The 25,729-nt window shown below is 69.9% G+C and carries 23 protein-coding genes; 10 read left to right on the top strand and 13 right to left on the bottom strand.

Annotated features, from left to right (window positions below; all coding sequences use genetic code 11):
• From ACIQUQ_RS20985 to dnaA, 6 genes are all read right to left on the bottom strand, one after another.
• Positions 1-680, bottom strand: a 680-nt coding sequence (locus ACIQUQ_RS20985) for an ATP-binding protein (RefSeq protein ID WP_403977872.1), incomplete at its 3' end; no start/stop codon positions are given.
• A 324-nt stretch (positions 681-1,004) separates the two neighbouring features.
• Positions 1,005-1,565, bottom strand: a complete 561-nt coding sequence (locus tag ACIQUQ_RS20990) for a DUF721 domain-containing protein (protein ID WP_403977875.1) — start codon at positions 1,563-1,565, stop codon at positions 1,005-1,007.
• Positions 1,562-2,725 carry a DNA replication/repair protein RecF gene (gene recF / locus ACIQUQ_RS20995; protein WP_403977878.1) on the bottom strand — a complete coding sequence of 388 codons (1,164 nt, stop codon included), beginning with the start codon at positions 2,723-2,725 and terminating at the stop codon, positions 1,562-1,564. Before recF ends, ACIQUQ_RS20990 begins: the two co-directional genes overlap by 4 nt.
• Before the next feature lie 62 nt (positions 2,726-2,787).
• On the bottom strand, positions 2,788-3,666 hold the full coding sequence (gene gnd / locus ACIQUQ_RS21000; RefSeq protein WP_403977881.1) for a phosphogluconate dehydrogenase (NAD(+)-dependent, decarboxylating): 879 nt from the start codon (positions 3,664-3,666) through the stop codon (positions 2,788-2,790).
• 103 nt (positions 3,667-3,769) lie between these two features.
• Positions 3,770-4,900: a DNA polymerase III subunit beta gene (gene dnaN, locus ACIQUQ_RS21005; protein WP_399944052.1), complete on the bottom strand. Its 1,131-nt coding sequence runs from the start codon at positions 4,898-4,900 to the stop codon at positions 3,770-3,772.
• A 970-nt stretch (positions 4,901-5,870) separates the two neighbouring features.
• Positions 5,871-7,598: a chromosomal replication initiator protein DnaA gene (dnaA, locus tag ACIQUQ_RS21010; RefSeq protein ID WP_403977884.1), complete on the bottom strand. Its 1,728-nt coding sequence runs from the start codon at positions 7,596-7,598 to the stop codon at positions 5,871-5,873.
• Between the two features lie 356 nt (positions 7,599-7,954).
• On the opposite strand from dnaA, the gene rpmH reads away from it, so the two are divergent.
• From rpmH to ACIQUQ_RS21055, 9 genes are all read left to right on the top strand, one after another.
• Entirely contained in the window at positions 7,955-8,092 is a 138-nt protein-coding gene (rpmH, locus tag ACIQUQ_RS21015) for a 50S ribosomal protein L34 (RefSeq protein WP_030457638.1), read from the top strand.
• A 21-nt stretch (positions 8,093-8,113) separates the two neighbouring features.
• Complete coding sequence (gene rnpA, locus ACIQUQ_RS21020; RefSeq protein ID WP_403977887.1) at positions 8,114-8,488, top strand: ribonuclease P protein component; 375 nt, start codon at positions 8,114-8,116, stop codon at positions 8,486-8,488.
• Positions 8,485-8,766, top strand: coding sequence for a membrane protein insertion efficiency factor YidD (gene yidD / locus ACIQUQ_RS21025; protein ID WP_399944060.1), 282 nt, complete (start codon positions 8,485-8,487; stop codon positions 8,764-8,766). The genes rnpA and yidD overlap by 4 nt, the downstream gene beginning before the upstream one ends.
• A 3-nt stretch (positions 8,767-8,769) precedes the next feature.
• The gene (gene yidC, locus ACIQUQ_RS21030; RefSeq protein ID WP_403977890.1) at positions 8,770-9,870 is read left to right on the top strand and encodes a membrane protein insertase YidC; all 1,101 of its coding nucleotides are present in this window, start codon (positions 8,770-8,772) and stop codon (positions 9,868-9,870) included.
• Between the two features lie 15 nt (positions 9,871-9,885).
• A complete protein-coding gene (locus ACIQUQ_RS21035; RefSeq protein WP_403977892.1) occupies positions 9,886-10,398 on the top strand; it encodes a protein jag in 513 nt (170 codons plus the stop codon).
• Positions 10,399-10,516: 118 nt separating this feature from the next.
• Positions 10,517-11,236 (top strand): 16S rRNA (guanine(527)-N(7))-methyltransferase RsmG, encoded by a 720-nt coding sequence (gene rsmG / locus ACIQUQ_RS21040; protein WP_403977894.1) that lies wholly within the window; start codon positions 10,517-10,519, stop codon positions 11,234-11,236.
• Positions 11,237-11,457: 221 nt separating this feature from the next.
• Positions 11,458-12,564, top strand: coding sequence for an AAA family ATPase (locus ACIQUQ_RS21045; RefSeq protein WP_403977897.1), 1,107 nt, complete (start codon positions 11,458-11,460; stop codon positions 12,562-12,564).
• Positions 12,561-13,637 carry a ParB/RepB/Spo0J family partition protein gene (locus ACIQUQ_RS21050; RefSeq protein ID WP_403977900.1) on the top strand — a complete coding sequence of 359 codons (1,077 nt, stop codon included), beginning with the start codon at positions 12,561-12,563 and terminating at the stop codon, positions 13,635-13,637. The genes ACIQUQ_RS21045 and ACIQUQ_RS21050 overlap by 4 nt, the downstream gene beginning before the upstream one ends.
• A gap of 211 nt (positions 13,638-13,848) precedes the next feature.
• A complete protein-coding gene (locus ACIQUQ_RS21055) occupies positions 13,849-14,466 on the top strand; it encodes a GNAT family N-acetyltransferase (RefSeq protein ID WP_403977903.1) in 618 nt (205 codons plus the stop codon).
• 112 nt (positions 14,467-14,578) lie between these two features.
• Here ACIQUQ_RS21055 and trxA read toward each other — a convergent pair whose 3' ends face one another.
• From trxA to ACIQUQ_RS21090, 7 genes are all read right to left on the bottom strand, one after another.
• Positions 14,579-14,914, bottom strand: a complete 336-nt coding sequence (gene trxA / locus ACIQUQ_RS21060; RefSeq protein WP_399944079.1) for a thioredoxin — start codon at positions 14,912-14,914, stop codon at positions 14,579-14,581.
• Positions 14,915-14,960: 46 nt separating this feature from the next.
• Positions 14,961-15,920, bottom strand: coding sequence for a thioredoxin-disulfide reductase (trxB, locus tag ACIQUQ_RS21065; RefSeq protein ID WP_403977907.1), 960 nt, complete (start codon positions 15,918-15,920; stop codon positions 14,961-14,963).
• A 125-nt stretch (positions 15,921-16,045) separates the two neighbouring features.
• Positions 16,046-16,978: an anti-sigma factor family protein gene (locus ACIQUQ_RS21070; protein WP_403977910.1), complete on the bottom strand. Its 933-nt coding sequence runs from the start codon at positions 16,976-16,978 to the stop codon at positions 16,046-16,048.
• Entirely contained in the window at positions 16,975-17,664 is a 690-nt protein-coding gene (gene sigM / locus ACIQUQ_RS21075) for an RNA polymerase sigma factor SigM (protein WP_403977913.1), read from the bottom strand. The genes ACIQUQ_RS21070 and sigM overlap by 4 nt, the downstream gene beginning before the upstream one ends.
• A 28-nt stretch (positions 17,665-17,692) precedes the next feature.
• Entirely contained in the window at positions 17,693-19,414 is a 1,722-nt protein-coding gene (locus tag ACIQUQ_RS21080) for a protein kinase family protein (RefSeq protein ID WP_403977916.1), read from the bottom strand.
• Between the two features lie 173 nt (positions 19,415-19,587).
• Entirely contained in the window at positions 19,588-21,750 is a 2,163-nt protein-coding gene (gene murJ / locus ACIQUQ_RS21085; RefSeq protein WP_403977919.1) for a murein biosynthesis integral membrane protein MurJ, read from the bottom strand.
• Between the two features lie 47 nt (positions 21,751-21,797).
• Positions 21,798-24,071: a DUF6049 family protein gene (locus tag ACIQUQ_RS21090; protein ID WP_403977922.1), complete on the bottom strand. Its 2,274-nt coding sequence runs from the start codon at positions 24,069-24,071 to the stop codon at positions 21,798-21,800.
• 184 nt (positions 24,072-24,255) lie between these two features.
• On the opposite strand from ACIQUQ_RS21090, the gene ACIQUQ_RS21095 reads away from it, so the two are divergent.
• Positions 24,256-25,698 carry a CCA tRNA nucleotidyltransferase gene (locus tag ACIQUQ_RS21095; protein ID WP_403977925.1) on the top strand — a complete coding sequence of 481 codons (1,443 nt, stop codon included), beginning with the start codon at positions 24,256-24,258 and terminating at the stop codon, positions 25,696-25,698.
• The last annotated feature ends 31 nt before the right edge of the window (positions 25,699-25,729 follow it).

Genomic DNA, 25,729 nt, shown 5'->3' on the forward strand with positions numbered 1-25,729 from the left:
AGGCCCTTGTTGAGGAAGGCCATCTCCTGGAAGCGGCGCGAGAGCGTCTCGAAGGAGTACTCGGTGGTCTCGAAGATGTCCGGGTCGGCCCAGAACGTCACCGAGGTCCCGGAGTCCGAGACCTCCTCGTGCTTGGCCAGCGGAGCGGTCGGAGCGCCGAGCTTGTAGTCCTGGGTCCAGCGGTGGCCGTCGCGCTTGATCTCGACGGAGACGCGGCTGGACAGGGCGTTCACGACGGAGACGCCGACGCCGTGCAGACCGCCGGAGACGGCGTAGCCGCCGCCGCCGAACTTGCCGCCGGCGTGCAGGACGGTCAGGACGACCTCGACGGCCGGCTTCTTCTCCACGGGGTGGATGTCGACCGGGATGCCTCGGCCGTTGTCGATCACGCGCACGCCACCGTCGGCGAGGATGGTGACGTCGATGGTGTCCGCGTGGCCGGCCAGGGCCTCGTCGACGGAGTTGTCGACGACCTCGTAGACGAGGTGGTGCAGTCCTCGCTCACCGGTCGAGCCGATGTACATGCCGGGTCGCTTGCGGACGGCGTCCAGGCCCTCGAGGACTGTGATCGCGCTGGCGTCGTACGAGGTGGTGACCTCGCCGTTCTCGCCGGCTGTGGACGGAGTGTTCTCGTTGGGGTTGCCGGAATCGGCCACGAAGCGCCCTTTCTGGCACAGCACAGGCCAGACTCCGAGCAAGCACCGGTGCGAGCAGGAGCGGCTGCGTCGATCTGCGTTGTCAGCGTTTTCAGCGGGATCCCGCGAGCAGGGCGGGATTATCTACCAGTCTACCGGTAGCGCTGACATGAGTGGGGGTTTGCCGGTACCTGAGTCCGCATGTGCCGCCCTGAACCGCCGTCGTCCGACTCCCCATATTCGGGAAGGGGCTCAAAGAGGCTCACACGGGCTTTCAGCGCTTCGGGCTGTCAACCTCCGGCTACCGTGAGGGACACCTCACTCCACAGGGGTCCCACAGGAGTCCGCAGGTGTCCCGCGGGGCGTCGTTCAGCCCCTGTTCCCGTCGTTCCGGGTGGTGCCGGGGGCCCTCAGCCGGCCCGAGTACGAGGGCCTGCCGGTGTTCGGCGACAGCACCCTGATGAGCCGGACCGTGCCCTGCCCGAGGTCCTCGTTCAGCCGCGCGACCAGCTGCGCGCTCAGCATCCTCAGCTGGGCCGCCCAGGCGTCCGAGTCGCACTGCACGTGCAGCTCGCGCTTGTCCGGGTCGTCCTCGTACTTCAGCGGTACGCAGTGCCGGGCCAGCTCCGGGCCCACCAGCTCCGGCCAGCGGCGCATCACGCCGGCCACGGCGAGGGGGTTCTCCCAGCCGTGCTCGGTCTGGAGCCGGGACAGCGCGGTGCCCAGCCGCATCGGGTCGCGGCCGTCCGCCCGGGCGCCCGAGCGCAGGCCGCCCCGCTGCTTCTTCCTGTCCTTGCCCGCGGCCTGGCCGCGCGCCCGCGCGGCCTCCCTCGCGGCCGCCAGCGCCTGGCGCGCCAGGTCCACCCCGGAGGGCTCCGGGACCTTGCGGGGCTCCTCGCCGCCGCCCGCCTTGCCTTCTCCGTCCGTCACAGCCGGGTCACCTCGCCGTTCGAGACCGCGTACCGGGCGCCCACCAGGACGTCCGGCACGTCGTCGTCCACCGCCGCCGTCACCAGGACCTGCTCGCCCGGGGCCACCAGTTCCGCCAGCCGCTCGCGGCGCCGGGAGTCGAGCTCGGCGAAGACGTCGTCGAGCACCAGCACCGGCTCGTTCCCCTCGGAACGCAGCAGGTCGTACGAGGCGAGCCGGAGCGCCAGGGCGTACGACCAGGACTCGCCGTGGCTCGCGTACCCCTTGGCCGGCAGGTCGCCCAGCCGCAGCACCAGCTCGTCACGGTGCGGGCCGACCAGGGTCACGCCGCGCTCGATCTCCTGCTTGCGGGCCTCGCCGAGGGCGGCGACCAGCGCCTCGTACAGCTCCTCGCGCGTGCGGTGGACGGCGGCGTCGACCGCCTCCCCCACCGAGCTTCGGTACGTGAGCCCGAGCGGGCCGCCGCCGGGGGCGAGCTGCTCGTACGCCTTGTCGGCGAGGGGCTGGAGGGTGGCGATGAGGTCGAGCCGCTGGGCCAGGAGCTCGGCTCCGGCCCGGGCCAGGTGCTGGTCCCACACGTCGAGCGTGGACAGGTCCGCCCCCGAACTCCGTCCGGAAGACGCCCCCTGGCGGCCGCCGTGCCGACGGGCCATGGCCGCCGACTTCAGGAGGGTGTTGCGCTGCTTGAGGACCCGCTCGTAGTCGGAGCGGACCGCGGCCATCCGCGGCGAGCGCGCGGTGATCAGCTCGTCGAGGAAGCGGCGGCGCTCGCCGGGATCACCCTTCACCAGGGCCAGGTCCTCGGGCGCGAACAGCACCGTGCGCACGATCCCGAGCACGTCCCGCGGCCTGACCTGCGAGGACCTGTTGATGCGGGCGCGGTTGGCGCGGCCCGGGTTCAGCTCCAGCTCGACCAGCTGCTGCCGCTCCCCCTGGGTGACGGCGGCACGGATGACGGCGCGGTCGGCGCCCATCCGTACCAGCGGGGCGTCGGAGGAGACGCGATGGCTGCCGAGCGTGGCGAGGTAGCCCACCGCCTCGACCAGGTTGGTCTTGCCCTGGCCGTTCGGGCCCACGAAAGCGGTCACGCCCGGGTCGAGTGGGACCTCGGCCCGGGCGTACGAGCGGAAGTCGGCCAATGACAGGTGCGAGACGTGCATGATGCGGCCGACCTCCCCCGGCTCCTGCTGTTCGTCCCCAGCCTGTGGACGGGGACGGTGTACTACTTCTTGGTCTCGACCGCGTGGCCGCCGAACTGGTTGCGCAGCGCGGCGATCATCTTCATCTGCGGGGAGTCGTCCTGGCGCGAGGCGAAGCGCGCGAACAGCGACGCGGTGATCGCGGGCAGCGGCACCGCGTTGTCGATCGCCGCCTCGACCGTCCAGCGGCCTTCGCCGGAGTCCTGGGCGAAGCCCTTGAGCTTGTCGAGGTGCTCGTCCTCGTCGAGGGCGTTGACCGCCAGGTCGAGCAGCCAGGAACGGATGACCGTGCCCTCCTGCCAGGAGCGGAAGACCTCGCGGACGTCGGTGACCGAGTCCACCTTCTCCAACAGCTCCCAGCCCTCGGCGTAGGCCTGCATCATGGCGTACTCGATGCCGTTGTGGACCATCTTGGCGAAGTGGCCGGCGCCGACCTTGCCTGCGTGGACCGCGCCGAACTCGCCCTCGGGCTTGAGGGCGTCGAAGACCGGCTGCACCCGGGCGACGTTCTCCTTGTCGCCGCCGTACATCAGCGCGTAGCCGTTCTCCAGGCCCCAGACACCGCCGGAGACACCGCAGTCGACGAAGCCGATGCCCTTCTCGGCCAGCTCGGCGGCGTGCTTCTCGTCGTCCGTCCAGCGGGAGTTGCCGCCGTCCACGACGACGTCGCCCGGCGAGAGCAGGCCGGCCAGCTCGTCGATGGTCGACTGGGTCGCCTCACCGGCGGGGACCATCACCCACACGACGCGCGGGGCCTGGAGACCGTCCACAAGCTCCTGGAGGCTGTGGACATCCGCGAGGTCCGGGTTGCGGTCGTATCCGATGACGGTGTGGCCTGCGCGGCGGATGCGCTCGCGCATGTTGCCGCCCATCTTGCCGAGACCGACGAGACCGAGCTCCATCAGGTGGTTCCTTAACTGTGTGTGCGGTTTCGTACCCGCGTCCGAGCCTACGCCCGGACGCGGATCCACACCTTCCCCCGGGCGCCGCCCGGGGTGCACCGCGTCAGCCGGACAGACGCACCGGCATGATCAGGTACTTGTACGCCTCGTCCGCCTCGGCGTCGACGGCCGGGCGGCCGCTCAGCAGCGCGGGCTTCGTCGAGGTCGTGAAGGACAGCTGCGCGACCGGGGAGTCGATGGCGCTCAGGCCGTCGAGCAGGAAGGTCGGGTTGAAGGCGATCGAGATGTCGTCGCCCTCCAGCTGCGCGTCGACGCGCTCCACAGCCTGTGCGTCGTCGCTGGAGCCGGCCTCCAGGATCAGCACGCCCTGCTCGAAGCTCAGCCGGACCGGGGTGTTGCGCTCGGCGACCAGGGCCACGCGCTTGACGGCCTCGACGAACGGGGCGGTCTCGATCACGGCGACGGAGTTGAACTCGGTCGGGAAGAGCGTGCGGTACTTCGGCAGGTCGCCCTCGAGCAGGCGGGTGGTGGTACGGCGGCCAGCGCCCTCGAAACCGATCAGGCCCTCACCGGCACCGGAGCCGGAGAGCGCCAGCGTGACGGTGTCACCGCTGGTCAGGGACTTGGCGGTGTCCAGCAGGGTCTTGGCGGGCACGAGGGCGACGGCGGAGGCGTCCGGGCTCTCGGGCTTCCACAGGAACTCGCGGACGGCGAAGCGGTAGCGGTCGGTGGAGGCCAGCGTGACCCGGTCGCCTTCGATCTCGATGCGCACGCCGGTGAGGACCGGCAGCGTGTCGTCGCGGCCGGCGGCGATGGCCACCTGGGCGGCGGCCGACGCGAAGACCTCGCCCGGGACGGTGCCGGTTGCGGTGGGCATCTGGGGCAGCGCCGGGTACTCCTCCACAGGCAGGGTGTGGAGTGTGAACCGCGAGGAGCCGCAGACCACGGTCGCCCGTACACCGTCTGTGGAAATCTCCACCGGACGGTTGGGGAGGGCGCGGCAGATGTCGGCGAGCAGCCGGCCGGAGACGAGGACGGTGCCGTCCTCCTCCACGTCCGCCTCGACCGAGACGCGGGCCGAGACCTCGTAGTCGAAGCCGGAGAGGCTCAGCGAGCCCTCCTCGGCCTTCAGGAGAAGGCCCGCGAGAACGGGGACCGGCGGCCGGGCCGGGAGGCTACGGGCCGCCCACGCCACCGCCTCCGCGAGTACATCGCGCTCCACCCGGATCTTCACCGGAACCGCCTCCTGCTGTTGCTGGCTCGCCCTGCTGGCCTTCGTCGTCGGCTGAATGCCGGAGACCAGTCTGACGTACGGCGCCGACAGTCGGTGCTGCTGCCCGTCAAGTCGGGCCGAAGTCGTCGGGAGAGCCGAGAGGCGAGTTGTGCACAGGCCCTGCTTGAAAACCGATCCAGGCCTAACTGTCTATGGGGGTAGTAGTAGGGCCTGTGGATTCCGTGGATAACCGCGTCCGCGCAGGTCAGCAACCGTTTTTTGTCCACCGACCCTGTGGGCGGAGGCAGTGGACAACAGGGGTCTCCTGTGGAGAAGCGAAAGTTCTGCACAGTCCGTCCCCAGGTGACCCGGGGTACTCCACAGCTCTGTCCCCAGCTTTACCCGGTTTCCCCACAGCCCAACCATCCACATCGGTGTGACGCCTTTCACTCGGGCCGGTGAGAGGGGCGGTGTGGTTGCCGAACAGTGGACAACGGTGTGGAGAAGCTGGGGAAAGCTGGGGACAACCGGGCCCGGGCTGTGGGCCACCGGTGGACAACCATGGGGACGGTCCTGTGGACAGCTTGATCGTCCACAGCCTGTGGACTGCCGTCGCGCACAATTCCACAGCCCCCTGACCAGCCCTGATGCTCCATCAACAGGGGTGCCTGTGGACGGAATGTGGGTGGATCCGGGGGTCCCCAGGGTGTGGACGGGAAAAACTCCAAGATCTGTGGAGGACGCCCGTAACCAAGCGGCTAATCGAACAGATCCCGGTGTTCACGCGAACGGCCTAGCGAATCGCCGGGGGGCCCTGGGGACGCCGAAACGGCCCCCGGACGGTCCCGAGGCGGCTCCGCGACGGTCCCGAGGCGGCTCCGCGACGGTCTTGAAGCGGCCTCGCGACGCCCTCGGACGCCCTCGCACTGCCCCCGGGAACGGCGAAGGGCGCCCCGGGATCGAGTCCCGGAGCGCCCCTGAGGCGGTGCGGTCAGCCGTTCTTGATGCGGTTGGTCAGCTCGGTGACCTGGTTGTAGATGGAGCGCCGCTCGGCCATCAGCGCGCGGATCTTCCGGTCGGCGTGCATCACGGTCGTGTGGTCGCGGCCGCCGAACTGCGCGCCGATCTTCGGCAGCGACAGGTCGGTGAGCTCCCGGCACAGGTACATCGCGATCTGTCGGGCCGTGACCAGCACCCGGCTCCGCGAGGAGCCGCACAGGTCGTCAACCGTCAGCCCGAAGTAGTCGGCGGTGGCCGCCATGATGGCGCCGGCGGTGATCTCGGGTGCGGTGTCCTCACCGCCCGGGATCAGGTTCTTGAGGACGTCCTCGGTCAGGCCGAGGTCCACGGGCTGCCGGTTCAGGCTGGCGAACGCCGTGACGCGGATCAGCGCGCCCTCCAGCTCGCGGATGTTCCGCGAGATCCGGGAGGCGATGAACTCCAGCACCTCCGGCGGAGCGTTCAGCTGCTCCTGCACCGCCTTCTTCCGGAGGATCGCGATCCGGGTCTCCAGCTCGGGCGGCTGGACGTCCGTGATCAGACCCCACTCGAAGCGGTTGCGCAGCCGGTCCTCCAGGGTGACCAGCTGCTTGGGCGGCCGGTCGGAGGACAGCACGATCTGCTTGTTCGCGTTGTGGAGCGTGTTGAAGGTGTGGAAGAACTCCTCCTGCGTCGACTCCTTGCTCGCCAGGAACTGGATGTCGTCGACCAGCAGGATGTCCATCTCGCGGTACCGCTTCCGGAAGGCGTCGCCCTTGCCGTCGCGGATCGAGTTGATGAACTCGTTCGTGAACTCCTCCGAGCTCACGTACCGCACCCGGGTGCCCGGGTACAGGCTCCGCGCGTAGTGCCCGATCGCGTGCAGCAGGTGCGTCTTGCCGAGACCGGACTCGCCGTAGATGAAGAGCGGGTTGTACGCCTTGGCCGGCGCCTCGGCGACGGCCACCGCGGCGGCGTGCGCGAAGCGGTTCGACGCCCCGATGACGAAGGTGTCGAAGAGGTACTTGGGGTTCAGGCGCGCGGTCGGTTCGACCGGTCCCGAGGACGAGCCGGACGAGGGCGGGGGCGGCGCGGCCTTCGGCTCGGCGCGCTGCTGCTCGTACGGCTTGGGCTCGTACGAGGGCTGCTCGAAGGACGGCTGCTCGTACGCGGGCGGCTCGTACTGCTTCGGCTCGTACGGGCGCGGCTCGTAGGACGGCCCCGGCTGCTCGTACCCGCCGGACCCGGAGGGCGACGCGTACGGGTCCCGCTCCTGGAAGCCGCCCAGGCGCGGCTGCTGCCAGCCGTACTCCTCCTGCTGGGAGGGGCGCGGCCAGGCACCGGGCTCGGGACGCTGCGGCTGGTAGTCCGGGTAGGCCGGACGGGCCGTGGGCAGCTGGTCGTAGCCGTCGTCGTAGCGCGGACGGTCCTGCGGGGCGGGCGGCGCGGGGGCCGGTGCGGGCTCGCCGACCGAGTCGTCCACCGTGATGGCGATACGGATCGGACGGCCGCACTCGCGGCTGAGGGTCTCGCTGATCAGCGGGGCCAGCCGGCCCTCCAGGACGCGCTTGCCCCATTCGTTGGGGACGGCCAGGAGAGCGGTGTCGGCGACCAGCGCGAGCGGCTGGCAGCGCTCGATCCACTGCTTGTCCTTGGCCTCGATGCCCTGCTGTCCCTCTCCCAGGAGATGCTCGAGAACCCTCGGCCACACTGCGGCAAGATCGGCAGGTACGTCAGCCACAGGGCACGCTCTCTCACAGGTCCCACGAATGTGTGGTTCTTTGGGACGGTCGGGACAAAAAAATGCGGGGTCAAGCCAAGGTAGTCAGCGCGACCCGTGCGGTTCAAGTTGTTGTCCACAGGCTGTGCACAGTGCGGGTCGGGCTCGACTCGGTTTGACCGGATGGACTAGTCCCGCGTACCGTAACCAGGTCGAGTTGTCGATGGCTGCTGCCGCCTGCCTACCGATGGGCGAAGATCACGGAATGTGATCGTTTAGCGGTGTCCACTCGGGCGAACACGCGAAAGTTCCTCGTGGGCGCACGGTGACAGCCAGGCGATGTACCGCCACAACGATTCATTTTCTGGAGCCCCCGAGTGAGCAAGCGCACCTTCCAGCCGAACAACCGTCGTCGCGCCAAGACCCACGGTTTCCGTCTGCGTATGCGTACCCGTGCCGGCCGTGCGATCCTCGCCAACCGCCGCGCCAAGGGTCGCAGCGCCCTGTCCGCGTAATCGCGCACAGGTCATGACGTCGTGCTGCCTACCGAAAATCGGCTGAGGCGGCGCGAGGACTTCGCGACCGCGGTACGACGAGGCCGCCGGGCCGGCCGCCCGCTCCTCGTCGTCCACCTACGTACCAGCGGTGCAACGGACCCGCACGAGCCGGGGGACTCAGCTTCCCCGACGCGTGCGGGTTTCGTCGTCAGCAAGGCAGTGGGCGGTGCGGTCGTCCGCAACCAGGTCAAGCGCAGACTGCGCCACCTGATGCGCGACCGGCTCGCCGAGCTGCCCCCCGGTAGCCTGGTGGTGGTACGTGCGCTGCCCGGATCGGGCGACGCCGACCACGAACAACTGGCCCGGGACCTGGATGCCGCCCTGCAGCGGCTGCTGGGAGGCGTGGCTCGATGAAGTACCCGCTGCTCGCTTTGATCAAGCTGTACCAGTGGACGATCAGTCCGCTGCTCGGGCCGGTGTGCCGCTACTACCCGTCGTGTTCGCACTACGGGTACACGGCCATCGACCGGCATGGTGCGGTGAAAGGGACGCTTCTGACCGCCTGGCGGATCCTGCGGTGCAATCCGTGGTCCCCAGGCGGAGTCGATCACGTCCCACCTCGCAAACGCCCGCGTTGGCACGAACAGCTGCGCAGTGCGTTGCGTAGACCTCGCAATGCTCAAGGAGCCTGATTAGTGGACACGATTGCCAGTCTGTTCAGCTTTATCACCACGCCCGTGTCGTGGGTCATCGTCCAGTTCCACAGTCTGTACGGGGCGATTTTCGGTCCTGACACCGGTTGGGCCTGGGGACTGTCCATCGTTTCCCTGGTGATCCTGATCCGCATCTGCCTGATCCCGCTCTTCGTGAAGCAGATCAAGGCCACGCGGAACATGCAGGCGATCCAGCCGAAGATGAAGGCCATCCAGGAGCGCTACAAGAACGACAAGCAGCGCCAGTCCGAAGAGATGATGAAGCTGTACAAGGAGACGGGTACCAACCCGCTCTCCTCGTGCCTTCCCATCCTGGCGCAGTCGCCGTTCTTCTTCGCCCTGTACCACGTACTCAGCAACATCGCGAACAACAAGCCGATCGGCGTCATCGACCAGTCGCTGCTCGACAGCGCCCGTCAGGCGCACATCTTCGGCGCCCCGCTCGCCGCGAAGTTCACCGACAGCGCCGAGAAGGTCGAGGCCCTGGGCGCTTCGCTGACCGACGTGCGCATCGTGACCGCGGTCATGATCGTGCTGATGTCGCTGTCGCAGTTCTACACGCAGCGCCAGCTGATGCAGAAGAACGTCGACCTCACGGTCAAGACCCCCTTCATGCAGCAGCAGAAGATGCTGATGTACATCTTCCCGCTGATCTTCGCGGGCATGGGCATCAACTTCCCCGTCGGTGTCCTCGTCTACTGGCTGACCACCAACGTGTGGACCATGGGCCAGCAGATGTACGTGATCAACCAGAACCCCACCCCGGGTTCCAAGGCTCAGGACCAGTACCTCCAGCGCCTGCTCAAGCACGTCGCCTCGCACGGGAACGTCAAGGGTCGTCGTCGCAAGAACGTCGTCGCCGCGATCGTGGCCAAGGGCCCGGACCGCAACGACAACGAGCGGAAGTTCGTCTCCGCCCTGGCCAAGCAGGGCCTGGCCGCCCAGGCGGACGGCACGGTCTCCAAGAGCACCGTGGCCACCGCCGACGCGGACTCCGCCAGCAGCTCCGCCGCCAAGCGGCAGCAGCCCAAGCGGCAGAGCAAGTCGCAGCGCCAGACCCCCAAGACCTCTCCCAAGAAGTAAGAAGGAGTCCATCCCGTGACGGAAGGCACCACCTCCGCCGCCGCCGAGGGTGGCGACACCCTCACCCGCCTCGAGCAGGAGGGTGAGATCGCGGCCGACTACCTCGAGGGTCTGCTCGACATCGCCGATCTCGATGGCGACATCGACATGGACGTCGAGGCCGATCGCGCCGCCGTGTCGATCATCAGCGACTCCGGCAGCCGTGACCTGCAGAAGCTGGTCGGCCGCGACGGAGAGGTCCTGGAGGCGCTCCAGGAGCTGACCCGTCTCGCGGTCCACCGCGAGACGGGTGACCGCAGTCGCCTGATGCTGGACATCGCCGGCTACCGCGCCAAGAAGCGCGAGGAGCTGGCGGCGATCGGCGCCAAGGCTGCGGAAGAGGCGAAGAGCTCCGGCGAGCCGGTGAAGCTCCAGCCCATGACGCCGTTCGAGCGCAAGGTCGTGCACGACGCGGTCGCGGCCGCGGGTCTGCGCAGCGAGTCCGAGGGCGAGGAGCCCGCGCGCTTCGTCGTTGTGCTCCCGGCCTGACCGGAATAGTGGAGTGGTCGGCCCCGTCTGTATCGCAGACGGGGCCGAAGTTTGTCAGCCTGGCATTTCAACCAGCACATGTGAGTCGACCGCAGTGCGTACGGAAGGACGGTCCCCCGTGACGGAGGCAGCAGCTGAGCTTCCCCCGGCGCCCGAAGAGGCGCGGACGGTGTTCGGTGAGTATTTCCCGGAAGCTGTCCGCTACGCGGAGCTGCTGGCGGATGCGGGGGTCAAGCGCGGCCTGATCGGTCCGCGTGAGGTGCCCCGCCTCTGGGAGCGGCACCTGCTGAACTGCGCCGTGCTGGCCGAAGTGGTGCCCGAGGGCGTCACCGTCTGCGACGTCGGCTCGGGTGCGGGACTGCCGGGCATCCCGCTCGCCCTGGTGCGGCCGGACCTGAAGATCACCCTCCTCGAGCCGCTGCTGCGGCGGACGAACTTCCTGCAGGAGGCCGTGGAGCTGCTGGGCCTGGACCACGTCACTGTGGTGCGGGGCCGGGCCGAGGAGATGTTGGGCAAGCTGCCGCAGGTGCATGTGGTGACCGCCCGTGCCGTGGCTCCGCTGGACCGGCTGGCCGGCTGGGGTGTGCCGCTGTTGCGTCCGTACGGAGAGATGCTCCTGCTGAAGGGCGACACGGCGGACGAGGAGCTGCTCGCCGCGAAGACGGCGCTCGCCAAGCTCGGTGTGGTGAAGACCTCGGTGCTCCAGGTCGGCGAGGGCGTGGTGGACCCGATGTCCACCGTGGTCCGGGTCGAGGTGGGCGAGAGCCCTGGCGGCGTGCGTTTCGCGGCGAAGCGGGCCAAGGCCGCGCGCGTGGGGCGGGCCCGCAGGCGCCGTTGAGGTCCCGACGGTATGGATTTCGGAGTGTCGTAGCGGGATGAAGTGCCCGCGCGTGCATCGTGTTTCACGTGAAACGTCGCTCTCTGCTGCACGGAATCATCAGCCGCGGCCGAGCGGTTGCGTCCCCCCGCAACCGCCAGGAGACGGGGGTCGCGGGGTTGTCCACATCTGTGGATTCATCCACAGGAGTACGGGCCCCGCTGGTTCGCACCCCCGTAGACATGGGAGGCTCTGTTCATTCCGAGCCTGAAGTCGAGGAGAGTGAATCCGTGCGGTCCGACGCCAACCTCGCGGGGCCGGTGGCCGACCCGGTCCCCGGACCCCGCACCGAGTCCCCGGGGATGGGGGCATCCCCAGCGGACGCGGCGGGAGATGTTTCACGTGAAACACCGCCTCCGATGGACGACACCCCCATCGGCCGCGCCGCCCAGCTGGCGGTCGAAGCCCTGGGTCGTGCGGGTGAAGGACTTCCTCGTCCGGAGCAGACGCGGGTCATCGTGGTCGCCAACCAGAAGGGTGGCGTAGGCAAGACCACCACCACGGTGAACCTGGCGGCCTCGCTGGCGCTGCACGGAGCCCGGGTGCTGGTCATCGACCTCGACCCGCAGGGCAACGCCTCGACGGCGCTCGGCATCGACCACCACGCAGAGGTGCCCTCGATCTACGACGTGCTCGTCGAGAGCCGGCCGCTGCTGGAGGTCGTCCAGCCGGTACCGGACGTCGAGGGCCTGTTCTGCGCGCCGGCCACGATCGACCTGGCGGGCGCCGAGATCGAGCTGGTCTCCCTGGTGGCGCGGGAGAGCCGACTGCAGCGGGCCATCCAGGCGTACGAGCAGCCGCTGGACTACATCCTCATCGACTGCCCGCCCTCGCTGGGCCTGCTCACGGTCAACGCCCTGGTGGCCGGGGCCGAGGTACTGATCCCGATCCAGTGCGAGTACTACGCGCTGGAGGGTCTGGGACAGCTGCTGCGCAACGTCGACCTGGTGCGGGCCCACCTCAACCCGGCCCTGCACGTCTCGACGATTCTGCTCACCATGTACGACGGCAGGACCCGGCTGGCCTCCCAGGTCGCCGAAGAGGTGCGCAGCCACTTCGGGAACGAGGTCCTGCGGACGAGCATCCCGCGCTCGGTCCGTATCTCGGAGGCGCCGAGCTACGGCCAGACGGTGCTCACCTATGATCCTGGCTCCAGTGGCTCCCTCTCCTACCTGGAAGCGGCGCGCGAGATCGCGCTGCGAGGAGTGGGAATCCAGTACGACGCCCAGCACGCCCACCTGGGCGGCGGCAGTAACAGCACGCAGAACATGTCGGAGGGGATCCAGTGAGTGAGCGACGTAGAGGGCTTGGGAGGGGGCTCGGCGCTCTGATCCCTGCGGCTCCGCAGGAGCAGTCGGGTCCGGTGGTGGGTGCGGGGTCGACCTCGCCCGCGGCCGTACCGGTGCTGACGGCGGAGCGTGGAGTGGCGGCGGCCAAGGTGGCGACCCTTCCGCACGCGACTGTTTCACGTGAAACGGAGGCGCCGGAGCCGGCGGCCGTGCAGCCCGAGGCCGCTGAGGTGGCCGGTGCGACCTTCGCGGAGCTGGAGCTCGACTCCATCACCCCGAACCCGCGCCAGCCGCGTGAGGTGTTCGACGAGGACGCCCTGGCCGAGCTGGTCACCTCCATCCAGGAGGTCGGCCTGCTGCAGCCCGTCGTGGTGCGCCGGCTCGGGCCGGAGCGCTACGAGCTCATCATGGGCGAGCGCCGCTGGCGGGCCTGCCGTGAGGCCGGCCTGGAGCGGATCCCCGCGATCATCCGCGCGACGGACGACGAGAAGCTGCTCCTGGACGCGCTCCTGGAGAACCTCCACCGGGCACAGCTCAACCCCCTGGAAGAGGCGGCCGCGTACGACCAGCTCCTCCAGGACTTCAACTGCACCCACGACCAGCTCGCGGACCGCATCGGGCGGTCCCGCCCGCAGGTGTCCAACACGCTGCGTCTGCTGCGGCTGTCTCCGCCGGTACAGCGCAGGGTCGCCGCGGGCGTCCTGTCCGCGGGCCACGCCCGTGCGCTCCTGTCCGTGGAGGACTCCGAGGAGCAGGACCGCCTCGCCCACCGCATCGTGGCCGAGGGCCTCTCGGTCCGCGCGGTCGAGGAGATCGTCACTCTGATGGGGTCGCAGCCGACCAGCTCGGTGAAGCCGAAGGGTCCCCGCGCGGGGACCCGGGTCTCCCCCGCGCTGACGGAGCTGGCCTCGCGGCTCTCCGACCGCTTCGAGACCCGGGTGAAGGTGGACCTCGGGCAGAAGAAGGGCAAGATCACCGTCGAGTTCGCGTCCATGGACGACCTGGAGCGAATCCTGAGCACGCTGGCTCCCGGTGAGGGGCGTGTGCTCGCGCAGGGCGACAGCGAGAGCTGAGCCGAGGGCGGACCAAAGGGCGGGCTGAGGCCCGCCCTTTGCTTTTCGCCGGTGTTGGCGCCCGGGCTCCGTGGCTACGATGCAATCAGCTATGGCGTATCCACTCGGAGACACCTCATGAAGAGGGGGCGGGGGCCATGCGATCGGTGAGACGTACCGGCCTGCTGACGGCGGGCCTGGGACTCGGAGCCGTAGGAGGGTTTGTCGGATCATGGGTCGTCGGCTTGTACCGCTCACGTTGGACAACCTCCGGGACCTCCCCAAGCGCTGCCGGTCCTGCGTCTTCTGGGAACTGGACCCGGTCAGCGGCGAAGCCGCGATAAAGGCCGGCACCCCGGAGCTGGAGAAGGAGGCGTGGATCTCCGCCGTCCTGTTGGAGTGGGGCTCCTGCGGGCGCGTGGTCTACGTCGACGAAGTGCCGGTGGGCTTCGTGCTCTACGCGCCCCCTGCCTATGTCCCGCGGGCCATTGCCTTCCCCACCAGTCCGGTCTCGCCCGATGCCGTCCAGCTGATGACGGGCTGGATCATGCCGGGCTACCAGGGGCAGGGGCTGGGCAGGGTGATGGTGCAGACGGTTGCCAAGGATCTGCTGCGCCGCGGCTTCAAGGCCATCGAGGCGTTCGGGGACGCCCGTTGGGACGGTCCGGCGTGCATGCTGCCGGCCGACCACCTCCTGGCGGTGGGGTTCAAGACGGTGCGTCCGCACCCCGTGCATCCGAGGCTGCGGCTGGAACTGCGCTCCACGCTGTCCTGGAAGGAGGACGTGGAGCTGGCTCTGGACCGCCTCTTGGGGGCGGCGCGCAAGGAGCCCGTACTGCGTCCGCTCTGAGAGCTCCAGAGAGCAAGGGACGTCAGACGCAGGAAGCGGGAAAGGGGGCCGCCCACAGGGCGGCCCCCTTTCGATGTTTCACGTGAAACATGGCTCCACGTGAAACGGGGTCTTACTTGGCCTCGATGAAGACATCCAGGTCGCGGAGGAGCGCGGCCTTCGGCTTGGCGCCGACGATCGTCTTGGCGATCTCGCCACCCTGGTAGACGTTCAGCGTCGGGATGGACATGACGCCGTACTTCGCGGCCGTCGCCGGGTTCTCGTCGATGTTGAGCTTGACGATCTCGATCTGGTCGCCGTGCTCGGCCGCGATGGCCTCAAGGGACGGGGCGATCTGGCGGCACGGGCCGCACCACTCTGCCCAGAAGTCGACCAGGACGGGCTTCTCGCTCTTGAGCACAACCTCGTCGAAGTCCGCGTCGGTCACGTTCTTCAGGGTGCCGGCCACTGGGGCCTCCTTCTTCTTTACTGCGGTGGGGTGTGGGGGAAGGCGGTCAGACGGTCGCGGCCGCGTGCTCCGAGTCGGAGAGGGCCGCGAGGAAGCGCTCCGCGTCCAGCGCGGCGGAGCAGCCGGTGCCGGCGGCCGTGATGGCCTGGCGGTACGTGTGGTCCACGACGTCACCGGCACCGAAGACACCGGTGATGTTGGTGCGGGTCGAGGGGGCGTCCACCTTGAGGTAGCCCTCCTCGTCCAGCTCCAGCTGGCCCTTGAACAGCTCGGTGCGCGGGTCGTGGCCCACGGCGATGAAGAGACCGGTCACCGGGAGTTCGGAGGTCTCACCGGTCTTGGTGTTGCGCAGCGTCAGACCGGACAGCTTCTGCTCGCCGTGGATCTCGGCGACCTCGCTGTCCCAGGCGAACTTGATCTTCGGGTCGGCGAAGGCGCGCTCCTGCATGGCCTTCGAGGCGCGCAGGCTGTCACGGCGGTGGACGATCGTGACCGACTTGGCGAAGCGCGAGAGGAAGGTCGCCTCCTCCATCGCGGTGTCGCCGCCGCCGACGACGGCGATGTCCTGGTCCTTGAAGAAGAAGCCGTCGCAGGTCGCGCACCACGAAACGCCGCGGCCGGACAGGGCGTCCTCGTTGGGAAGGCCGAGCTTGCGGTGCTGCGAGCCGGTGGTGACGATCACGGCCTTGGCGCGGTGGACGGTGCCCGCGGTGTCGGTCACGGTCTTGATCTCACCGGTGAGGTCCACGGCGACGACGTCGTCCGGCACCAGCTCGGCGCCGAAGCGCTCGGCCTGGGCACGCATGTTGTCCATCAGGTCCGGGCCCATGATGCCGTCACGGAAGCCGGGGAAGTTCTCGACCTCGGTGGTGTTCATCAGCGCGCCACCGGCGGTGACGGCACCCTCGAAGACGAGCGGCTTGAGCGATGCGCGTGCGGTGTACAGGGCGGCGGTGTAACCGGCCGGCCCGGAGCCGATGATGATCACGTTACGGACGTCGCTCACGGGTGCTTTCCTCGTCTCTGCGGACTGCCTGCTGACTACCGGGGGGCCGGTCTCTGGTCTCACCCCACCCAACGGATCCTACGGCGCCCGCATTCCCCGGTTGTCCGCCCTGTGGACCAGGGCTGTCAGGTCCGGGGGTAGGTGCCCGTCAGCAGGACCTTCCCGCGGCCCGTGGGATCGGAGACCGTGCAGGCCGAATCGACGACGTAGGCATCGGCACGAGACTCGTCACCCTTGTGCGGCAGGACCACCAGATAGGCGTCGTGCCCCTGGAAGATCCCCCGTTCGGCGGCGAGGGGCGAGTCCGTGCGGCCCGTGCCCGCGGCCACACACGCGGGCAGCGTCCCGGCCATGGGCTTGCCGGTATCCAGGAGCTCGGGCTTCGGGGCCGTCCGCTCGTCGAAGGTGCTGGCTGTCCCGGAGGGGGCCTGGGCGTTCCGGTCGCCGCTCAGCAGCCGCTGGACGTCGCCGGGCAGGCGCGCGGCGCTGTACTCCCCCGGACCGTCCGCGGAGCTGACAGCGGTGGCGTCCTTCTTGGCGTCGAAGGCGCCGTCCACGCCGAGGTTCTGGAAGAGCATGACGCCGACGGCACAGGCCGCCGCGGTCACGATGCCGGTGAGGACGGCCACCCGGCGGCGGCTCCGCCTGCGGCCGGGACCGGTCGCGCCCGTGGCGTGGCCTGCCGGACGGGTGGTTGCGGACGTCTTCCGAGCCGCGGACGTGCTCGATGTTTCACGTGAAACATCGCTTGCCGCCGTGTGAGAGGGGACGGAGGGCTCGTGGTCCGCGCCTCCGGGGGCGATGGTGTCCAGGAGCGCCTCGGCCGCCAGGGCGGCGTCGATGCGTCCGGCGATGTCGGCCGGCATGCGCTGCGGCCCCGGCAGGGTTCCCAGGAGGCCGCGGATCTCCTCCAGGGACGCCCGGACGTCCGCGCACAGCGGGCATTCGGTGAGGTGTGTGCGCACCTCGGCCGTCCTGGCCGGCGAGAGGAGGCCTTCGGTGAGATCGGAGATCTCCGAGACGTCCGGGTGCCGGATCGTGCCGGTCTTGGAAGTCACGCTCGCCCACCTCCGCCCTTCACAGCATCTGGGTCCCTGGATTCTGCTGCCGGTGGGACGGGTGTCCCCTGCGACCGGTTCCTTCCCCGGTCAGCGGCACTGTTATCCCCGGCATTCGAGCGCAGATGAGTGAGCAGGGGAAGAAGTCTCGCCCGTCCCCGGGCGCAGCGGCTCTTCACGGTGCCCGTGGGCACGTCGAGCATCCGCGCGGCCTCGGCCACCGGGTAACCCTGCATGTCGACGAGGACCAGAGCAGCTCGCTGCTCGGCAGGAAGGGTGTTCAGAGCGGCCAGCAGCTCACGGTGGAGGTCCTGGCGCTCGGCGGGCGCCTCGGCGGACTCATGGGGCTCCAGGAGCCTTTCGAAGGTCTCTGGGTCGTCCACTGCGGAGGTCCTGCGCGAGGCGACCTTCCGAGCCCGGTCCAGGCACGCGTTCACGGTGATGCGGTGCAGCCAGGTGGTCACCGCGGACTGGCCCCGGAAGGTGTGCGCGGCGCGGTAGGCGGAGACGAGGGCGTCCTGGACGGCGTCCGCCGCCTCCTCGCGGTCCCCGAGGGTGCGCAGGGCCACGGCCCAGAGCCGGTCCCGGTGGCGGCGTACCAGCTCGCCGAAGGCTTCGGGGTCGCCGGCGACATGTCTGGCCAGGAGTTCCTGGTCGCCGATGCCCCCGGATGCGGCGTCGTCCAACGGTGAGCCCCCTCCCCCTGTCGTCGTGTCAGCCGGTGAACTTCACGTCGGTGATGCCCTGCTTGTAGCCGGATCGGCTGAACTCGTCGGACCCGGACTTGGGTACGTCGGTCAGCCAGAGGACCACGTAGCGGGTCTTCTTCGGCTGCTTGGCCTTGACTACCAGTTTGTCGGCCGACGTGGTACCCGATGCGATCTTCTTCTTCGGGTCGAGAGCGGCACTCGTGGACATCGAGTCGACCGCGTAGAGCACGGCCGTGGTGTGGTCACCGCTGTAGCGCAGCGCTATCGACGCGGCGCTGACCTCCTTCTCGGAGCCGAGGTCGAAGACCAGGCCGACACCTTCCTTGAAGGGGGCGAGCTTCGGTCCGTCGACGTAGCTCTTGGAGCGCCAGTAGGTGGAGGTGTCGCCGTCGTAGGCGTTGGCCACGCCGTCCCGGTTCTGTGACGTGCCGTCGGGGAAGTACTCGTCGGCACCCTTGACGGCGAGCGGGACGGGCGCCTTGTTCTTCGGGCCCTCCTCGCCCTCCTCCGTCTGGGACTGGGTGGTCCCTCCACCGCTCTTGCGGTCGAGGATGGTGTCGGCGAGCTGCCAGCTGCCGAGGCCGAGCGCGGCGATCAGGAGCGCGGCCACACCCCACTTGAGCACGCGGCCGGTGCCGCTCTGGAGCGGCGCGGGCGGCGGTGCCGTCGCGATGACCTGGGTGACGCCTCCGGGGCGCGCGGCGGCGCGCCCGTAGGTCCCCTGCTGGTAGGTGGTCTGCTGGTACTCGGGCGGAGCCGCGAAGGTCGGCTCCGGGGGCCGGATGCGCGGCATGGCGGCGACGGCCTTCGCCAGCTCCTCCGGCGTGGTGCAGGGCGGTTCCTGACGCGAGGCGGTGGCGCCGTCGTTGGCGAGGGCCCGCATCGCGATCTCGGCCAGTCCCCGGTGCACGCCGGCGCGGACCTGGTCCGGGGGCAGCAGGCCGACGCCCTTGGGCAGGCCTGACAGACCGTACGCGTCGTTCTCGTACGGCCAGCGCTGGGTGAGGGAGGCGTACAGCAGCGCGCCGATCGCCTCGGTGTCCGCACGCTGCGGGGTGTCGCTGCTGATCCCGCGCAGCGCGGCGTTCACGGCCAGTCCCCGGATCCGGTACTGGCCGGTGGACGTGCGCAGTATCGCGCTGGGTGTCAGCCGCAGGTGGGCCAGGCCCTCGCGGTGGGCCGCTGCCATGGCCTGCGAGATCTGGGTGACCAGCTGGTACGACTCGTGGGCCTCCAGCGGGCCCGCGGCGAGCAGCGCGGTCAGCTCCGTGGAGTCCGGCAGCCACTCGTGGACGACGTAGACGAGGTCGTTCTCCTCGACCGCGTCCAGGACCTGCACGAAGCGGGGATCCCCGAGCAGGGCTGAGGAGCGGGCGGCGGCGAGCACGGACCTGGCGCGGGGGTGGTCTGCGGGCAGCAGGTGGACCCCCACGGCCCGGCGCAGCTTCTCGTCCATGGCACGCCAGGAGCTGAAACCGTCCAGACGGGTGACGCACTCTTCGAGGCGGTAGCGTCTGGCCAGCTTGTGGCCGCTGTGCAGTTCGGGTGCGGAGGCCGCGCTCCTGCCGCGTTCGCCCTCCGTCTCGGCCGTGGTCCTGTCCGTCGCCTGCCGGGATTCCTGGGTGTCTGCCGCCCCGTCGGCCGTGGCCTTCTCCGCCTTGGCGGTCAGCGGCTCGTCGCCGCCGTTGTCGGCCACGTCGACGGCAGCCGTGCTACGTTCCGCCACCGTCGTTCCTGCCTCCCCATCCGTTGCGCGCTGTCGGCCAGTCTGCAAAGCCATGCCAATTGTGCCCACAGTCCGCCGCTATGCACGACACGCGTCGGCGGCGGAAGGTTGTGCTGGACCTACTCCCCCGGCCGCCGGCCGGGGACGGTCCCGCCCGGCGGCAGCTGGAGGGTTCAGCGGCCCAGACGTCCGCGGACCATCCCGACCATCGCGTTGAGTTCCTCGATCCGCATGCGCTTGGCCGCCACGAAGAAGACGCCCAGCAGCACGACCCCACCGGTCAGCAGGGCGGCCAGGGAAGCCAGCGCTCCGCTGCCGAGCAGCCGGGTGATGGCGAAGGCCACCCCGCCGCCGAGCGCGGCCGCCGGGACGCAGGCGCCGGCGAGGCGCGCGTACGTCCGCACGACGTGGGAGCCGTCGAGGTCGCCGCCGAGGCGGGTGCGCAGGCGGCGCCACGCGACGCCCACGCCGACCGCGAAGGCGAGCCCGTAGGCGCCGGCCATGCCGACGACGGCCCAGCGCGCGGGCAGGACCACGAACGCCAGACCCGAGACCGCCGCGTTCACGGCGGCCACGATGACCGTGTTGTAGAAGGGGGTCCGGGTGTCCTCGTAGGCGTAGAAGCCGCGGAGCACGACGTACTGCACGGAGTACGGGATCAGGCCGAGGCCGAACGCCATCAGCACGTAACCGATGTTCTGGGCACCGCTGCCGGACCCCGCGTACAGCAGGGTGGCCATCGGGACGCCGAGCGCCAGGAAGGCGAACGCGCAGGGCACGATCGCCACGGCCGAGGTGCGCAGGCCGTACGAGATGTCGTCGCGGACGGCCGCGGCGTCACCGTCGTGGGCGGACCGCGAGATGCGGGGCAGGACGGCGGTCATCACCGAGACGGTGATGATGGCCTGGGGCATCTGCCACAGTGCCAGCGCGTAGTTGTAGGCGGTGATGCCCGTACCGGAGTGGCCCTGCTTGTCCGCGACCGAACCGGCCCAGGTGGCGAGCTGGGTGACGACCACGAGGCCGACCTGGTTGGCGAGGACGAAGAAGAAGGTCCACTTGGCGAGGCCGACGGCCTTGCCGAGGCCGTGGCCGCGCCAGTCGAAGCGCAGCCGGGGCTTGAAGCCGGCCTCGCGCAGGTACGGGACCATGGCCAGGGCCTGGACGGTCAGGCCGAGCAGGGTGCCGATGCCCAGCAGCCGCACGCCCTCGGGGGTCACCGAGGCGGCGCTGACGTGGGTGCTGGTGAAGCCGCCGAAGGCCCAGATGAAGGCGCTGAAGGTGGCGATCACGACGATGTTGTTGAGGACCGGGGTCCACATCATCGCGCCGAAGCGGCCGCGGGCGTTGAGGATCTGACCCATCACCACGTGGACGCCCATGAAGAACATGGTCGGCAGGCAGTAGCGGGCGAAGGCGACCGCCACCTCGTTCTGCTGCGGGTCCGAGGCGATCTTCGGGGACATCATCGCGATGAACAGCGGGGCGGCCAGGACGCAGATGGTGGTGACGCCTGCGAGCAGCACCACGACCAGGGTCAGCAGCCGGTTGGCGTAGGCCTCGCCGCCGTCCTCGTCGTTCTTCATCGCCCGGACCAGCTGCGGGATGAAGACGGCGTTGAGCGCGCCGCCGCCGACGAGGATGTAGATCATCGTCGGCAGGGTGTTGGCGATCTGGTAGGTGTCGTTGAACGTGCCGACACCGATCGCGGTGGCCATGACCAGCGTGCGCAGGAAGCCCGTGATGCGGGAGACGATCGTGCCGGCGGCCATCAGCGCGCTGGACTTCAGCAGGCTCGCCGCGCGGCCGGCCGGCTTGCTGGGGGCCGGCGCGGCCACCGGGGCGTCCTCGGCGGGCGCGGCCGGCGCCGCCTGCTGGTCGCGGTAGAGGTGTGCGAAGGCGTCCGGCTCGGGCGGGGCGTCGGTGGCCTTGGTCACCAGCGCGTCCACGCCCACGAACTGGGTGGTGGTGGCGTGGTCGCCGTACGGCAGGTGGCGGGACGGGCCGTCGGGCTCGGGCGGCGGGGTCTGGGCCCAGACGCGCGGGTCGGGGGAGTGCGCGGGTGCGGACGGCCGGTCGTACAGCGGACCGGGCTCCCGGAACGTGCCCGGAGCCGGCGGCGGGTGCGCCGCGCGGTCGTACAGCGCCTCGGTCACCGGGTCCTGGGCGGCCAGGTCCTGGGCGCGGTACGGGTCCTGCTCGTATGCCTCCTGGACGTACGGGTCCTGGGCAGGAGCGGCGGGCGGCGGGACCTGCCCCGGTACGGGGGCGTCCTGGCCCGTCTCTCTGGTGCCGCTCGCGCCCTGCGCGCGGTCACCGTCGTACGGCGCGTTCATCGAAACCCCACCTCATCGTCCCCAGGCCCGGCCGGCCACGGTGTCGCTCAACGGTCCACTGTCTCACCCGTGCCGGAGGAGCTGTTGCTTTCCGGTCCGGTGTCCGGCGTCGGGTCACTCGGCTGCGTGCTCTCCTCGGCGGCGGCCCTGGCCGCGACCCTCTTGCGGCTGGCGTACATCTTCACCCCGGCCAGCACGAGAAGCAGCACCCCGCCCGCGATGACGAGCAGCACGGTCGAGGTGATCTCCGTGGCCTCGACCTTGAAGCGGCGCTCCTCGCCGTAGGGGATGCCGTCCTTGGTGTAGAGCTGCGCCACGACCTCCACGGGACCGCTGGCGGTCGCGTTGGCGGTGAACTTCACGGACTGGCTGTGGCCGCCCCGGACGTCCACCTCCTGGTCGGCCTCGCCCTTGTCGCCGAACATCAGGCGCGTCGGGTTGGTGGACTTCAGCCGCAGGATCAGCCCGTGCACGTCCTGGACCAGGCCGTTCTGCACCGTCACCGGGATGGTCGCGCTGCGGCCCGAAAGATGGGCCTTCGTCTTGGGGATCAGCTTGACCTGCCGGGTCAGCTCGATCAGGTAGTCCTGAACGCCGTCGCGGTACGCCCGCGCCTCGTCCGGACGCCCCCGCCACGACGTGGACATCTCCCGGTTGAAGGTGTTCCCGAAGGGGATGTCGACCCGCTCGGGGTGCGAAAGGATCACCTTGAAGTGGTCGAGCGTGATCTGCGTCGTGCGGATCTTCTCGAAGGCCGCCTGGGGCAGCTCCTGCCTGCGCAGGGAGTTCGGGTACTGGCCGGCTCCGGGGACCAGGGTGGTGGCCCGCGGGTCGGGCTTGGCCTTGGCCGCCGCCTCCAGGTCGCTCGCCTGCGTCCAGCGGCTGCCGCCCAGCACACCCAGGGCCTCCGCCATCGACTGGGCCTGGCTGGTCGTGGGCATCCGCTGGGGGGCGATCACGATGCTGCGCTGGGCGTCGACGTCCTGGAGGTTGAGGGCGAGGCTCTGCGCCAGGAACTCCTGCACGGCCAGCGTCGACTTCTCGGAGTTCAGCATGTCGCCCTCGAAGGCCTTCGAGAGCCGGGCGTCGGCGACCACGGCCGTGGCGCCCGCGCCGATCGGACGCGCGGCGGTGGGCGTGTACCCCAGGCCGCCCGTCTCCTGGAAGGTGTCGCTGCGGGCCAGCACGTTGTGCGCGCCCGCCGAGGTGGCCACGTTGACGATCGCCGGGTCCAGCGCGCCGTCGACCGGCCAGGCGAAGTCCGTCGAGGGCTCGACGTGGAGCACCGTCTCGACGGCCTGCCTGGCCTTGTCGGTGGCCGGACGCAGCTGGCCCAGCGATCCGGAGACGTTCTTGCCGCGGTGGGCGAGCGAGGCCAGATCGGGATCGGCGAACGGCAGGGCGACGACCTTCTTGCCCTGCACCGCCGCTTCGAGTGACGCCAGCCACTGCTTGGCGACGGCCTGGTTCCTGCCCCGGACGGTCTCGCCGTCCTCCGTGACGACCTTGTAGTTGCCGGCCATGGCGGCCACGCTCGCGAGGAGGTCCGGATCGATCACCCAGGTGACCGGGAGCTGGCTGCCGAGCGAGACGAGCTGTTCGAGACGGCCTCCGGGACGCAGCTCCGCCGCCAGGTCCTCGTTGCGGAAGACCGGGGTCTGGAGCTCGTCGGAGCCCGTCTGCGCCAGCAGGTGCGTGGCGGAGATCAGCGGCCAGGCGTAGCTGACCTGGGTCTTCTTGGCCGCGCCCTCGGGCTGCCAGGGGAGGAAGGTCCGCTCGATGCCGAGCACCTGCTCGTCGGGCCTGCTCTCGGTCTCACCGGACACCGAGACGCCCAGCTGGTAGACACCGTCCTCGCCGAGTCCGAGCTTGCTCACCGGGATCTTCAGGGTGAAGGGCTGGGCGACGTCCGGCGGCAGGGCCGAGATCTTCACCGCGGAGCCGGCGACCTCGGGGGAGTCGCTGCCCGGCCGGAAGCCGGTGCGGTCCGCCGCGTCGTCGATCGTGCCGCGGTCGGTGAGCCGCTGGCCGACCCGGAGGCCGACGTGGGCGTCGGTGACCGTCTCCTTGCCGTGGTTGGTCACAGTGCCGGAGATCGTGAGGGTGTCGCTCTTCACAGGCGCGCTGGGGGCCAGCGAGTCGAGGGAGACGTCGACCGTGGACGAACCGTTGGAGGCGGGCGCGGCCTGGGCAGGGGACTCCGCCGGCACGTAGATCAGACCGGCCAGGACGGGGGTACCGGCGAGCAGGACCACTGCTCGGCGCAGCCAGCGGCGGGCAGGGGCGGGGGAGCTCCCCAGGTTGTCTGCCGCCTCGGCCACGCGATCGCCCGTCCTCGTCGTGTCAGTGGTCGTCGGTTGTGCGTCCACGCATGGTAACGAGGCCCGCTGTGCCGGAGTGCCGCGGACTGCTCCACATGAACGGGCGGGCTCGGGGGGTGTCCGGAGCCTCACAGCGGGTAAACGAGGGAGCTCCTGCGGGGAGGGCCACGTACCCTTTTCTGTTGTGCCGAACGCCAACGAAGACAACCCCAGCGCCCTGAGCCAGGTGCAGCACCGCGCCGTGAGCGAGCTCCTGCGCGTCGCGCCCGTCGCCGACGATCTCGCCCGCCGTTTCAAGGAGGCGGGCTTCAGCCTCGCCCTCGTCGGCGGGTCCGTCAGGGACGCCCTGCTGGGGCGCCTCGGCAATGACCTCGACTTCACCACCGACGCCCGTCCCGAGGACGTTCTGAAGATCGTCCGCCCGTGGGCGGACTCCACCTGGGACGTGGGCATCGCCTTCGGCACGGTCGGGTCGCAGAAGGACGGCTACCAGATCGAGGTCACGACGTACCGGTCGGAGGCCTACGACCGGACCTCGCGGAAGCCCGAGGTCTCGTACGGCGACTCCATCGAGGAGGACCTCGTCCGTCGCGACTTCACGGTGAACGCGATGGCCGTGGCCCTGCCGGAGAAGGAGTTCATCGATCCGCACGGCGGCCTGGACGATCTCGCGGCCCGGGTCCTGCGTACCCCCGGCACCCCGGAGGACTCCTTCTCGGACGACCCGCTGCGCATGCTGCGGGCGGCCCGTTTCGCGGCGCAGCTGGACTTCGAGGTGGCCCCCGAGGTCGTCGCCGCGATGACGGCCATGGCGGACCGCATCGAGATCGTCTCTGCCGAGCGTGTGCAGGGTGAGCTGAACAAGCTCCTGCTCGCCTCCCACCCCCGCAAGGGGCTGGGGCTGCTCGTGGACACCAGCCTCGCGGCGCACGTACTGCCCGAGCTGCCCGCGCTGCGGCTGGAGAGCGACGAGCACCACCGGCACAAGGACGTGTACGAGCACTCCCTGATCGTCCTGGAGCAGGCGATCGACCTGGAGGAGAACGGCCCGGACCTGGTCCTGCGCCTGGCCGCCCTGCTGCACGACATCGGCAAGCCCCGCACACGCCGCTTCGAGAAGGACGGCCGGGTCTCCTTCCACCACCACGAGGTGGTGGGCGCCAAGATGACCAAGAAGCGCATGACTGCGCTCAAGTACTCGAACGAGATGGTCAAGGACGTCTCCCGGCTCGTGGAGCTGCACCTGCGCTTCCACGGCTACGGGACGGGCGAGTGGACCGACTCCGCCGTGCGCCGTTACGTACGTGATGCCGGCCCGCTGCTGGACCGGCTGCACAAACTGACCCGCTCGGACTGCACGACCCGGAACAAGCGCAAGGCGAACGCCCTCTCCCGCGCCTACGACGGGCTGGAGGAGCGGATCGCCCAGCTCCAGGAGCAGGAGGAGCTGGATGCCATCCGTCCCGACCTGGACGGCAACGAGATCATGGAGGTCCTGGGTGTCGGCCCGGGACCGGTGATCGGCAAGGCGTACCAGTTCCTGTTGGAGCTGAGGCTGGAGAACGGGCCGATGGAGCGCGACGCCGCGGTGTCGGCCCTCAAGGAATGGTGGGTCGGCCAGAGCTGAACCCGGGGCGATGTTTCACGTGAAACATCGC

Origin of the sequence: Streptomyces sp. NPDC101118, assembly GCF_044759445.1 — a bacterium.
Classification (GTDB): domain Bacteria; phylum Actinomycetota; class Actinomycetes; order Streptomycetales; family Streptomycetaceae; genus Streptomyces.

What these genes read in the sequence shown, in the direction of transcription:
- recF (WP_403977878.1), bottom strand. Translation starts at nt 2,725, where the DNA reads ATGCACGTCTCGCACCTGTCATTGGCCGACTTCCGCTCGTACGCCCGG.
- gnd (WP_403977881.1), bottom strand. Translation starts at nt 3,666, where the DNA reads ATGGAGCTCGGTCTCGTCGGTCTCGGCAAGATGGGCGGCAACATGCGC.
- yidD (WP_399944060.1), top strand. Translation starts at nt 8,485, where the DNA reads ATGAAGTACCCGCTGCTCGCTTTGATCAAGCTGTACCAGTGGACGATC.
- ACIQUQ_RS21045 (WP_403977897.1), top strand. Translation starts at nt 11,458, where the DNA reads ATGGGAGGCTCTGTTCATTCCGAGCCTGAAGTCGAGGAGAGTGAATCC.
- ACIQUQ_RS21055 (WP_403977903.1), top strand. Translation starts at nt 13,849, where the DNA reads ATGGGTCGTCGGCTTGTACCGCTCACGTTGGACAACCTCCGGGACCTC.
- murJ (WP_403977919.1), bottom strand. Translation starts at nt 21,750, where the DNA reads ATGAACGCGCCGTACGACGGTGACCGCGCGCAGGGCGCGAGCGGCACC.